Annotated in this window: 7 protein-coding genes and 1 tRNA gene; all 8 read left to right on the forward strand. The window is 70.9% G+C overall.

Annotated features, from left to right (window positions below; all coding sequences use genetic code 11):
* The first annotated feature begins 16 nt into the window (after window positions 1-16).
* Window positions 17-982, forward strand: a complete 966-nt coding sequence (locus AACH11_RS06390; RefSeq protein WP_341373370.1) for a diguanylate cyclase domain-containing protein — start codon at window positions 17-19, stop codon at window positions 980-982.
* On the forward strand, window positions 975-4,637 hold the full coding sequence (locus AACH11_RS06395) for a CHASE domain-containing hybrid sensor histidine kinase/response regulator (protein WP_341373371.1): 3,663 nt from the start codon (window positions 975-977) through the stop codon (window positions 4,635-4,637). The genes AACH11_RS06390 and AACH11_RS06395 overlap by 8 nt, the downstream gene beginning before the upstream one ends.
* A 44-nt stretch (window positions 4,638-4,681) precedes the next feature.
* A complete protein-coding gene (locus AACH11_RS06400) occupies window positions 4,682-5,899 on the forward strand; it encodes a GGDEF domain-containing protein (protein ID WP_341373372.1) in 1,218 nt (405 codons plus the stop codon).
* A gap of 273 nt (window positions 5,900-6,172) precedes the next feature.
* Window positions 6,173-8,077, forward strand: coding sequence for a methyl-accepting chemotaxis protein (locus AACH11_RS06405; protein WP_341373373.1), 1,905 nt, complete (start codon window positions 6,173-6,175; stop codon window positions 8,075-8,077).
* A 135-nt stretch (window positions 8,078-8,212) separates the two neighbouring features.
* Window positions 8,213-8,289, forward strand: a tRNA-Met gene (locus tag AACH11_RS06410).
* A gap of 384 nt (window positions 8,290-8,673) precedes the next feature.
* Window positions 8,674-10,971: an O-antigen ligase family protein gene (locus AACH11_RS06415; RefSeq protein ID WP_341373374.1), complete on the forward strand. Its 2,298-nt coding sequence runs from the start codon at window positions 8,674-8,676 to the stop codon at window positions 10,969-10,971.
* Window positions 10,972-11,148: 177 nt separating this feature from the next.
* Window positions 11,149-11,382 (forward strand): hypothetical protein, encoded by a 234-nt coding sequence (locus tag AACH11_RS06420; protein WP_341373375.1) that lies wholly within the window; start codon window positions 11,149-11,151, stop codon window positions 11,380-11,382.
* 197 nt (window positions 11,383-11,579) lie between these two features.
* The gene (locus AACH11_RS06425) at window positions 11,580-12,347 is read left to right on the forward strand and encodes a PEP-CTERM sorting domain-containing protein (RefSeq protein WP_341373376.1); all 768 of its coding nucleotides are present in this window, start codon (window positions 11,580-11,582) and stop codon (window positions 12,345-12,347) included.
* The last annotated feature ends 4 nt before the right edge of the window (window positions 12,348-12,351 follow it).

Below are 12,351 nucleotides of genomic sequence, written 5' to 3' on the forward strand. Positions count from 1 at the left end.
AACAGGAGGCATGCCGATGCGCGACAGTGTGTTGATCGTGGATGACGATGTGAATGTCATCGTCGCGTTGCAGGTGTTGTTGGGGGCGGCGTATGCGTTGCGGGTGGCGCGCAATGGGGCGGATGCGCTGCGGCTGGCGCAGGCGGATCCGCCGGATCTGGTGCTGCTGGATGTGGAGATGCCGGGGCTCGATGGCTATGAGGTCTGCGCCCGGCTGAAGGAGGTGCCGGCGCTGGCCGAGGTGCCGGTGATCTTCCTGTCCCAGCACCATGACGACGCGGCCGAGCTGCGCGGCCTGGCCGTCGGCGCGGTGGACTTCATCGCCAAGCCGCCGCGGGGGCCGGTGGTGCAGGCCCGCATCGCCACCCATGTGCGGATGAAGCGCATGGCCGATGCGCTGCGGGTGGCGGCCTGGATCGATGGCCTGACCGGCATCGCCAACCGCCGCCGTTGGGACGACGTGCTGCCGCGGGAGTGTCTGCGTGCGCTGCGCAACCGCCGGGCGCTGGCGGTGCTGATGATCGATGTCGATCACTTCAAGGCCTACAACGACCGCCATGGCCATGCGGCGGGAGATGCCTGTCTGCGTGATGTCGCCCAGGCCCTGCAGCGCTGTGTGCACCGGCCGGCCGATCTGGTCGCGCGTTATGGCGGCGAGGAGTTCGTGATGCTGCTGCCCGACACCGATCTGGCCGGCGCCCAGGCCATGGGCGAGCGGGTGCTGGCCGAGGTGTCGGCGGTGCGGCGGGTGCACGGGGCGTCGTCGGCCAGCCCGTGGGTCAGCGTGTCGATCGGCGGCAGCGCCTTCGATGCCCGCAGCCCGGGTTGGCAGCGCGATGGCGACGCGGTCCGCGCCGATCTGTCCGCGCGGGATGCGCTGGAGCGGCTGTCGTCACAGGCCGACACGGCCCTGTACGAGGCCAAGCGCCAGGGCCGCGCCCGCTGCCTGTGCCCGTGGCCGACCGAGGTGGCGGATGCTTGACCGCCTGCGCCCGCGCAGCACGGCCCTGGCGGTGCTGGCGCTGGGTCTGGGCCTGACCGCGGCGCTGACCTGGCGCCGTGCGACCGAGAACGAGCGCCTGCTGCAGCAGCGCTTCGATCAGGCCTCGTCCGCGCTGGTGACCGAGGTCGAGCGGGCGGCGGGCGCCATCGGCAAGGGCATGCGCGGCGTGCGCGGCTACTTCCAGGGCACGGGCACGCAGCGGCTGACGCAGCAGGGCTTCTCGGCCTATCTGGCCTCACGCGATGTGCCGCGTGAGTTCCCGGGCCTGCAGGCCGTCGGCTTCCAGCAGCGGGTGACGGCCGCCCGGCTGCCCGCGTTCCTGGCCCGCATGCGTCAGGCGCACGGGCCGGACTTCGCCCTGCATCCAGTCCGCCCCGGCGTGGCCGATCACGTGGTGCTGCAGGTGGTCTCGGATCCGGTGGCCTACCGCGGCTTTCTCGGCCTGGACAGCCTGGCCGACCCGCGGCGCGCCCAGGGCGTGATCGCCACGCTGCGCAGCGGGGAGCTCCACGGCAGCGCGCCGCTGGTGGACTGGGCCGGGCCGGCCGGCCGGCCGCCGCACGCGATGGTGGTGCTGTACCTGGCCATGTACCCGGACGGCCCGCGGCCTGCCGCGCCGGATCTGGCGCAGGCCCGGGCGGTGGGGGTCGTCAGCGCGCTGGTGGATGTCCACGCGATGCTGGCGGCGCCGTTGGCCACCCAGCCCGGGCTGCAGCTGTCGATCGACGACCAGGATGCGGACGGGGCCTGGGTGGCGGTCTACCGGCCGGTGGCCGCCGTCACGTCGGCGCGGTCGACCGAGGCGGCTCCGGCCCGGCGGGTGCGTGAGCTGCCGCGCCAGGTGTTCCAGCGGCAGTGGCGTTTGTCGGTGCGGCCGACGGCGGCGTGGCTGGCGGGGCAGAGCCTGCCCTCGGCCAGCCTGGTGGCACTGGCCGGCACCCTGGCCAGCAGCCTGCTGGGGCTGCTGGTGTACCTGGCCCTGGCCCACCGCGGCCGCGCCGCGCTGGAGGCCGCCGAGCGCGAGCGCACGCAGGAGCTGGCCACCGCGCTGCGCGACAACCAGGCCCTGCTGAGCACGCTGCACACCCATGCGCTGGTCTCGGCGGCCGACCGGCAGGGCCGCATCACCGAGGCCAATGACGCCTTCTGCGCCCTCAGCGGCTACAGCCGCGAGGAGCTGATCGGCCAGGACCACCGCATCGTCAACTCGGGCCTGCATCCGCCCGGCTTCTGGTCGGACATGTGGCGCATGGTGGCCAAGGGCCAGCCCTGGCGCGGGCAGGTCTGCAACCGGGCCAAGGATGGGTCGCTGTACTGGGTCGACAGCGTGATCGCGCCTTTCCTGGATGCCGACGGCCGGGTGCAGCGCTACATCTCGATCCGCACCGACATCACCGCCGCCCAGGCGGCCCAGCAGCGCATCGCCGACAGCGAGGCCCGCTTCCGGGCGCTGACCGAGCATGCGCCGCTGGGCGTCTTCGCGGCCGATGCCTCCGGCGCGATGACCTATGCCAACGCCCAGTGGCAGGCCATCTTCGGCCTGTCGGCCGCGCAGAGCCTGGGCCACGGCTGGCAGACCGCGCTGCACCCGCAGGACCGGCTGCCGCTGCAGCAGGCCTGGCGGCAGTGCGCGGCCCAGGGCCTGACCTGCGACCAGGCCTTCCGCGTGCGGCGCGCCGATGGCTCCGAGCGGCGGGTGCACGGCATGGCCCAGCCGCTGTTCGATGCCCGCGGCGCGGTGACGGCCTACGTCGGCACGGTGCAGGACGTCACCGAGCGGGAGGAGGCCGCGGCCGCCCTGCGGGCCGCGCAGGCCTCCGCCGAGCAGGCCAACCGGGCCAAGAGCGCCTTCCTGGCCAACATGAGCCACGAGATCCGCACCCCGCTCAACGCCATCGTCGGCCTGAACTACCTGCTGGCCCAGAAGCCCCTGGCGCTGGAAGACCAGGAGCTGGTGCGCGGCATGAGCACCGCCTCGCAGACGCTGCTGGGCATCATTTCCGACGTGCTGGACATCTCCAAGATCGAGTCCGGCGAGATGCGGCTGGAGTCCGCACCCTTCCAGCCGGCCGCGGTGCTGCTGCGCGGGGTGGCCATGCTGGCCTCGCCGGCCCGGGCCCAGGGCCTGCAGCTGGACGTCGATGTCGATGCATCGGCCTGCCCGCTGGTGCTGGGCGATCCGACCCGCTTCGGCCAGGTGCTGACCAATCTGCTGGGCAATGCCGTCAAGTTCACCAGCCAGGGTCGCATCGGCGTGACGCTGCGCGCCGATGCGGCGCCGGCCGCCGAGGCGGTGGCGCTGACGGTGGTCGTCGAGGACACCGGCATCGGCATGCCGCCGGAGGTCGTCGCGGCGCTGTTCCAGCCCTTCATGCAGGCCGACGAGACGGTGACGCGCCGCTTCGGCGGCACCGGTCTGGGCCTGTCCATCGTGCACCAGCTGGTGGGGCTGATGGGCGGGCGGATCACCGTCGAGAGCACGCCGGGGCAGGGCAGCCGCTTCACCGTGCGGCTGGTGCTGCCGCGCGCGCCCCTGCCGCTGCAGATCGCCACCGACGTCGTCGAGCCCGACGAGCGCGACGACGGCCGCGACCTGCACGGGCTGCGCCTGCTGGTGGCCGACGACAGCCGGCTGAACCTGGACGTCGCCCGCCGCGTGCTGGCGTTGCACGGGGCGCACGTGCGCTGCTTCGAGCGGGCCGAGGATCTGCTGGCCGTGCTGCGCGCGCAGCCGCAGGACCACGACGCGGTGCTGATGGATCTGCAGATGCCCGGCATGGACGGCTACGAGGCCACCCGGCGCATCCGCGCGGAGCCGGCCCTGCGCAACCTGCCGGTGATCGCGCTGACCGCGGGGGCCTTGACCTCGGAGCGGCAGCGCGCGCAGGACGCCGGCCTGACCGACTTCCTGACCAAGCCACTGGTGCCGCACCAGCTCGTGAACTGCCTGCGGCGGCTCGTGCCGCGGGCCGCCGTGCCCGGCCCCGCCTTGCCGGGGGTGGACGTGGCGCGGGTGATCCGGGATCTGCAGGGGGACCGCGTGCTGTTCGGCCAGATGCTGCGCCGCCTGCTCGACGAGTTCACCGATCTGGCCCGCCCGCTGCCGGCCGGCGGCGCGGCGCTGGCCGCCGATGCGATGGCCCGCGAGCAACTGGCGGCGCGCGCCCACAAGCTGGCCGGCAGCGCCAGCATCGTCGGTGCGGGCGAGATCTCCGGCATGGCGGCGGCCCTGGAGATGGCCCTGCGCGCGGCGGACGGCGCCGATCCCCCGCGCATCGACGCGGCCGCATCCCGTCTGGCGCAGGCGCTGCAGGCCCTGCAACGGGCCGCCCAGCCCTGGCAGATCCGGGAGGACGCCGGCGGTGATCAGCCCGCCGGGAGCCCCGACGACAGCACCGCCGACAGCACCACCGAGTGCCCCGACGCCCCGACGCTGCAGGCCCTGGCCCGCCACCTGGAGCTGCACCGCCTGGACGCCGTCAGCGACTGCCGCCGCCTGCTGCCCGCCCTGCGCCGCTGCGCCCCCACCGCCGACATCCGCGCCCTGAGCCTCGCCCTCGACGAATACGACTGCGCCAAGGCCGCCAGCCTGATACGGGGTCAGGTCTTGCCCTTTGCTCCTTCAAACGAATGACAAAAGGCAAGACCTGACCCCGATCGGAGGCTCAAGCTCGGGGCATGTCGTCCGATGCCCTCGACATGGCGAATCCATCCCCCATGGCCGGGCAACGGGCCGCGTGGTCCGACACCCAGTCCATGGTGGACACGACGGCCGCCGCGCACGAGAACCTGGCGCTGCGCTGTCTGCTGGACATCGACCAGCGCACCGCGCTCGGCATCTGGGTCTATCCGGGGATGTGGCTGCTGGTGTGCGTGTTCACCGGCCTGACCGACTTGCATCCGTGGCTGGCCTGGGGCCATGTGGCGGGCCTGTTCGGCCTGTCGGTGGTGCGCTATGGCCTGCACCGGCGGTTGCCGCAGCTCTTGCACAGCCATTTCCGCGCCACGGCCTTCGCCTTTCGCGCACTGACCCTCCTGATCGCGCTGTACTGGGGCGGGTTGACGGGGCTGTGCATCGTCAGCCTGGATGACCACGGCGCCGCCTGGATCATGCTGGTGCTGATGGTGGCCTTCTGCGGCGGCGGCAACGCGCTGTTCGCGATCGACCGCACGCTGCGCTATCCGTATCCGCTGGCGCTCGTGCTGCCGGTGGTCGCCTGCCAGGCCTTGCAGGACGACCCCACGCAGCAGGTGATGCTGGGCCTGGAGCTGGCGCTGCTGCTGTACCTGCGCCGCTCGTCGGCCATCGTCTACGCCGACTACTGGGAGGCCCGCCGCGCCCGCCGCCAGCTCGCCCGCCAGGCGCTGGCCCTGCAGCGCGCCAGCCTGACCGACGGCCTGACCCAGGTCCACAACCGCGTGGCCTTCGACCGCCTGGGCGAGCGCGAATGGCGCCGCCACCAGCGCGACGGCCAGCCCCTGGCCGTGGTGATGGTCGATCTCGACCACTTCAAGCGCATCAACGACACCCACGGCCATCCGGCGGGCGACCGCTGCCTGCAGGCCGTGAGCGCCGCGCTGGCGGCGGCCTGCACCCGCGCCGGCGATGTCGTCGCCCGCTACGGCGGCGAGGAGTTCGTCGTGCTGCTGCCGGCCACCGACGCCGGCGGCGCCGTCGACGTCGCCGAGCGCCTGGCCCGCGACATCCGCGCCCTGCGCCTGGACGTCCACGGCACCCCGCTGTCGCTGACCTGCAGCATCGGCGTCTGCGCCCGCACCCCCGACCGCGACGCCGGCCCCGACGCCCCCGGCCTCGCCGCCCTGATCCAGAGCGCCGACGAGGCCCTCTACCGCGCCAAGCGCGAAGGCCGCGACCGGGTGGTGCTGGGGCGCTGATCCCGATCAGGCGCCGCGGCGGCGGGGGTGTCGCACGATGCGGCGCGACGGGGCGATGACGGGGGCGACGTCTTCCTGGACCGCGACGTTGGGGAAGGCCGGGGTCAGGTCTTGCACTTTGCTCCTTCAAACGAATGACAAAAGGCAAGACCTGACCCCATCCCTCAGGTTCGGCGCGAAACGGCCGATCTACCTGCGGTCGCTATCCCTTTTCCGGTCTTGTCGATGTCCATCTCCGTCGTTCCCTCTGGCGGCGTTCTGTCCCGCCTCTCGTTGACCGCCAAGCTCAGTGTGTCCGCCGCGGCGCTGTGCGTGCTGGCGGTGGGTGTCACCAGCGCGGTGCTGGGCTGGCGTGCGTCCCAGCAGGCAGCGCAGGAGGCGGACGTGGCCGCCCATCTGGCCACGCGCGATGTCGCCGAGGCCGTGGCGGCCGAGGTCGGCCACAGCTACAGCGCCATCAAGGCCTTCGGTCAGGCCCTGCACGGCATGAAGGCCGCCGGTCAGCCGCCGTCCCGGCCGCAGATCGACGCGATGGCCCGCCGCATCCTGGAGGAGCGCACCGAGTTCATCGGCGTCTATTCGATCTGGGAGCCCAACGCGCTGGACGGCCGCGACGCCGAGTTCGCCAAGAGCGGCCCCGGCTACGACGAGACCGGCCGCTACATCGCCTACTGGAACCGCGGCGCCGGACAGATCGCCGTCGAGCCGCTGCTGGATTACGAGAAGGCCGGCGCCAACGACTGGTACGACGTGCCGCGCCGCACCCTCAAGGACGCCCTGATCGAGCCCTATCTCTACCCGGTGGCCGGCAAGGACGTGCTGATGACCACCGTCACCGCGCCCATCGTCATCGACGGCAAGTTCGTCGGCATGGCCGGCGCGGATCTGCCGCTGCTGGCCCTGTCCGAGCGGCTGGGCAAGCTCTCGCCGATGCCGGGCGCCACGGTCGAGCTGTTGTCCAACGCCGGCATGTACCTGACCGGCAAGGACCCGAAGCGCCTGGCCAAGAAGGCCGAGGACGTGCCGGCCGAGGCGCTGACCGCCATCGCCCAGGGCAAGGCCTTCCGCCAGGCCGACGCCCAGGGCTGGGTGCACCTCTATCAACCGGTGGTGGTGCAGCCGGGCACCTTGCCCTGGAGCGTGCGCCTGTCCTACCCGGTCGATCAGAGCCTGGCCAGCGCGCATGAGCTGATGGGCATCGCGGTGGCGGCCGCGCTGGTCAGCTGTGCCTTGGCCGCGGTCGCCATGTTCGCCCTCGTGCGGCACCTGATGCGCCCGCTGCGCCAGCTCAGCCACACCATGACCGAGCTGGGTGGCGCCGATGCCAACCTCAACGTCCGCCTGCATGACCAGGGTCACGATGAGCTCGCCCAGATCGGCCGCGGCTTCAATGCCTTCATGGTCAAGGTGCGCGACGTGTTCGCGCAGGTGCGCCAGGGCGCTGACGGCGTGTCGACCGCCAGCAGCGAGATCGCCCAGGGCAACCACGATCTGTCCTCGCGCACCGAGCTGCAGGCCAGCGCGCTGCAGCAGGCCGCCTCATCGATGAGCGAGCTCGGCCACATGGTGCGCCAGAACGCCGACAGCGCCCGCCAGGCCAACCAGCTCGCCGACGAGGCCGCCACGGTCGCCCAGCAGGGCGGCCAGGTGATGGATCAGGTGGTGACCACCATGCGCGACATCCATGACGCCTCCCGCCGCATCGGCGACATCATCGGCACCATCGACGGCATCGCCTTCCAGACCAACATCCTGGCGCTGAATGCGGCGGTGGAAGCGGCACGGGCCGGCGAGCAGGGCCGCGGCTTCGCGGTGGTGGCCAGCGAGGTGCGCAGCCTGGCCGGCCGCTCGGCCGAGGCGGCGCGGGCCATCAAGACGCTGATCGGCAGCAATGTCGAGCGGGTCGAGGCCGGCAGCGCGCTGGTCGATCAGGCCGGACAGACCATGCAGCAGGTGGTGGCCAGCATCCAGCGCGTCAACCAGATCGTCGGCGAGATCAGCCAGGCCAGCGCGGACCAGGCGCACGGCGTGGAATCGGTCGGGCAATCGGTGCTGGAGATGGACCGCGGCACGCAGCAGAACGCGGCCCTGGTCGAGCAGATGGCCGCCGCCTCGTCCAGCCTGCGCAGCCAGGCCGGCGAGCTGATCGGCGCCATCTCGGCCTTCGACCGCCGCTGAAGCTTCGGCCGGGGTCTTCGGCCGGGGTCAGGTCTTGCCTTTTGTCATCTGCCTTGCTGGCAAAGGGCAAGACCTGACCCCGTGCTGAAAAAGTTGCACGGGGGCGGATTTGTGGTCTATACTTGCGGCTTCAGTCGCGGGGTGGAGCAGCCTGGTAGCTCGTTGGGCTCATAACCCAAAGGTCGCAAGTTCAAATCTTGTCCCCGCAACCACACCAAGGTCCACGGTCATCACCGGCCGGCGGTCCTGCAAAAAGCCACCCTCGCGGTGGCTTTTTGCTTTGTGGCGCTGGCGTCCAGCAGGGCTGCGCGCGGGCGGCGTGTCTTTTCAAAACGACATCACCCGTAACAACTTGTGAGAAAAGGCGGCTCAGGTCCTTTTCTGACAACCGAAGGCCGCTGCATCGGGGATTGCCACCCGGCTTGGGGGGCTGGATGCCTGTCTGAAACCGGTTGTGGCTCGGACAATGAGCGCTCGCTTTTTGTCGCGGGTGTTCTTCAGTGGCCGATCTGCAGTCCAAACGGGTAGTCAAGACGAAAGTCCCGCCCGCTCCTCGGTGGGATACCGTTCTCTGCGCCTGTCTGTGCGCTCTGCTGGTGTGGGCACCGCTGCCGCTGGGCAGCAACCGGCCCTGGGCTGCCGCCTTGCTGGCGCTGATGGTCTGGGCCGTCGTCGCGATCCATCTGCTGCTGCGTGTGCGCGATGCGGTCGCGCTGCCGGGCGAGCTCGCGCGCCGAGCCTTGCCCTGGCTGGTCGCGCCGCTGGCGGGCTTCACCGTGCTGGTCGGGCTGCAACTGGCCGGCTTCGCCGGGTTGGGCACGCTGGAGGCCTCGCAGACCCGCTTCCATCTGTTGAGCAGCCTGGCCCACGTGGGCCTGGTCTCGGCCGTGTTGCTGTGTGCGCACAGCGACAAGCGCGTCAAGTGGCTGCTGTTCGCCATGCTGGGCGCGGGCGTTCTGCAGGCGGTGCTGGCGGTGCTGATGCTCAGCGGCCGGCAGACCTTCTGGTACATGTTCTACCAGTTCGCCTACAACGGCCGGGCCAGCGGCACCTTCCCGAATGCGGATCACCTGGCGGGCTACATGGAGCTGTGCCTGTCGGCGGGCTTCGGTCTGCTGGTGAGCCAGTTCGGCGGCAGCTCGGCGGCGGACTCGGATCGCGAGCTGAGCTGGCAGCGCAAGCTGCAGCACGTGATGCAGTTCATCCTCTCGCCGAAGATGCTGCTGCGCCTGGCGCTGGTGGTGCTGGTCGTCGCGCTGGTGATGACCCACAGCCGCATGGGCAATGGCGCCTTCTTCATCGCGCTGCTGATCGTCGGCGCGGTGATCGCCATCGTCTCGACCAAGCTGCGCCAGGTGGCGATGTGGCTGGTCATCAGCATGGTGGTGGTCGATGTCTTCATCATCGGCCAGTGGGTGGGCCTGGAGAAGGTGGTCGATCGCCTGCAGGACACGGTCGAGGCCACGCAGCTGGAATCCGAGGCGCGGGCCGACGGCCAGCTGGATCTGGGCCGCGGCGCCGCCGAGGGCAAGCAGGAGGAAAGCCTGCAGGATCGCCTGCGCGCGCCGCGCCTGGCCGCCGGCCTGATCGACGAGGCCCCGGTCTTCGGCAAGGGCGCCGGCACCTTCTATCTGCGCTTCCCGGCGATGAAGCAGCCGGCGATGACCGGCTTCTGGGACCACGTCCACAACGATTACATCGAGATCGCGGTCGACACCGGCCTCGTCGGTCTGGGGCTCTTGATGACGGCGGCGCTGGCCACGCTGGTGCGCGCGGTCTCGCTGCTGCGGGACAACCAGCCGCGCCTGCACCGCGGCGTGGGTGCGGCGGCGCTGATGGCGCTCGTCTGCATGGGCCTGCACAGCCTGGTCGATTTCAACCTGCAGATCCCCGCCAACGCCGGCGCGCTGCTGGTGCTGATGGCCCTGGCCTGGGCGGTGCCCTGCGGCAAGCCGCTGGTGGCGCGGCCCCGCGGCTGGAAGGGCTACAAGCCGCAGGACAAGTCGTCCGTCGATGCGCAGCCGGAGCCGGCCGTGGCCGTGACCGGCCAGGACGTGATGGCGGGCCTGCCGCCGGTGCCGTCCCTGGCGGCTGGCGCCGGCGTCGGCGCGGTCGGGGTCGCCGGCATCGTGCCGCCGCTGGGCGGCGCCGGGGCCCTGACGCGCAAGGTCAAGCCCCAGCCGCCCGCCCCGGGTGAGCTGACCGGCGAGCAGATGCGCGGCCGCCGCACGGTGTGGTCGGTGCTGTCCGCGGTGGCGGTCGTGTTGTGGCTGTCGCTGAGCTGGATCGGCACGCCGGTGCTGCTGGCCGACTACGGCACCCAGCGGGCCCGCCAGCTGGTTGGCAGCTGCGCCAGCCACGTCGCTCAGTGGGACGAGAAGGACTGGGCGCCGGTGCAGCGGCAGCTGGAGTGGGGCGTCTCGATGCTGCCCGACCACGGTGCGCTGGCGGTGGCGCTGGCCCAGTTGCATGCCTGCCGCGGCGCGGCGACCTGGGACGACACGGCGACCAGCATCGCCGAGTACCAGCGGGCCATCGAGCTGCTGCGGCAGGTGTCCGTCCTGCGTCCGATGCATGCCGGCACGCTCAGCGTGATGGCCATCGCGATGTGCGGTGCCGATCGTCCGATTGGCGAGATCCAGGATGTGTGGCGTCAGGCCTTGCGCCTGGGGCCGTACGAGGCCGGCGTGCAGTCCAACCTGTTGGACGTCGCCCTGCGTGTCTGGGGCGATGCCCCGCCTGACATGAAGAACTGGACCTTGGCTTACTACGATGCGGCGCCCGTCTGGGCCCGCAAGCGGATTTACAAGCAGGCGCAGCTTTTGCAAGTGGCCGATGCGTTACCCGCGCCCGAGCCTGCAGCTGGTGCATCCGCCGCAGGCAGCGCACGCTGAGCGTGACGTGGCGCTGTCTGTGGTGCATGCGTGTCGGGCGGCCTGACACACTCCCCCCTAGCAAACAAGGGGGTGAGTGGATCCTCCGGGATCAAGGGTTTCCCGATGCTTCATGTTAATGTTCGTCGCAATCCAATCTACGCGCTGCAAAGCGCTTGGGAGCTAAAGATGAAATCTATGACGATCAACACGGTGGCGCGTGCCACCCTGGTGCTCGTGGCCGGCTCGGTCCTGGCCCTCAGCGCTAACGCAGTTGGCCGCCGCACGACAGCCCCCCCGCCGGTGGTCGCTCCGGTGCCGGTCCCGGTGGCCATCACGCCCGTGGTCGCTCCGTCGGTGAACGCGCCGGTGGTCCTGAACCCGGTGGTGTCCTGCAACGCTGGCGGCACCAGCACGGTCAGCCGCTGCTGATTCCGCCCTGAAGCAGCCCGGCGGGCTGCTTCCCTTCCTATAAGAGTTCCTATCGTTGGGGCCTTCTGGCTCCCGGGCGGAGCTTTGTCCGAACTTCTCTGGAGTCCGAAGCCATGAAGGCCTTCCACGTCCGTGACGCTCTGCGCGTTGCTTCAGCCGCTGCGGTGCTCGCCGCCGCGTCCACCTCTGCCTCCGCTGTGCAGCAAGTCGTCTTCGACTCGCTGACCAACATCTCGCCGTCGGCCGAGCTCGATTCCAACGGCAACTGGACCGGCACCTACACCTGGTCCTACGTCGATTTCTCGGGCGAGACCGTCGGCTCGACGGCCTACAACGCCGTGGCCGAAGTGGGTGACCAGATCTCCCTGGCCGGCACGCTGCGCGCTGTCGACTACGTCAACATCGGCCTGTTCCAGGCCGCCGGTGCCGGTGCCTCGTCGTTCTCGCTGACCGTCTCGATCTACGACACCGCCGGCAGCCTGCTGGTGTCGCAGACCAGCGGCACCGTGAGCCTGGGCTCGGTCCTGACCACCCCGACGCTGATCCCCAATGGCGTGCTGGTCCCGGTCCAGGTCGACCTCGGCCCGTTCAACCTGCCGGATACCTTCACCTACACCGTCGCGCTGAACGCGGTGTCGGGTGACACCGACAGCCTGGGCTTCGCGCTGTACGACTACTACCTGAACCAGGGCGCCATCGTCGGCACCGACGTCGGCACCACCGGCGACGCCATCAATGGTTACGTCACCGACGCCTACGGCAAGGTGCTGTCGACCGACGCGCTGTCGACCAGCCTGGGCAATGTGGACTACACCGCCTACGGTTACACCCCGGCCGTCCAGTTCGTGGCCCAGTCGGTCGCCGTGACCCCGGCCGTCCCCGAGCCCGAGACCTACGCCATGATGCTGGCGGGTCTGGCCGTCGTCGGTCTGAAGCTGCGTCGCCGTCAGGCCGCCCAGGCCTGATCGC

Origin of the sequence: Pseudaquabacterium rugosum (assembly GCF_038066575.1) — a bacterium.
Classification (GTDB): Bacteria; Pseudomonadota; Gammaproteobacteria; order Burkholderiales; family Burkholderiaceae_C; genus Pseudaquabacterium; species Pseudaquabacterium rugosum.

What these genes read in the sequence shown, in the direction of transcription:
- AACH11_RS06390 (WP_341373370.1), top strand. Translation starts at nt 17, where the DNA reads ATGCGCGACAGTGTGTTGATCGTGGATGACGATGTGAATGTCATCGTC.
- AACH11_RS06395 (WP_341373371.1), top strand. Translation starts at nt 975, where the DNA reads ATGCTTGACCGCCTGCGCCCGCGCAGCACGGCCCTGGCGGTGCTGGCG.
- AACH11_RS06400 (WP_341373372.1), top strand. Translation starts at nt 4,682, where the DNA reads ATGTCGTCCGATGCCCTCGACATGGCGAATCCATCCCCCATGGCCGGG.
- AACH11_RS06420 (WP_341373375.1), top strand. Translation starts at nt 11,149, where the DNA reads ATGACGATCAACACGGTGGCGCGTGCCACCCTGGTGCTCGTGGCCGGC.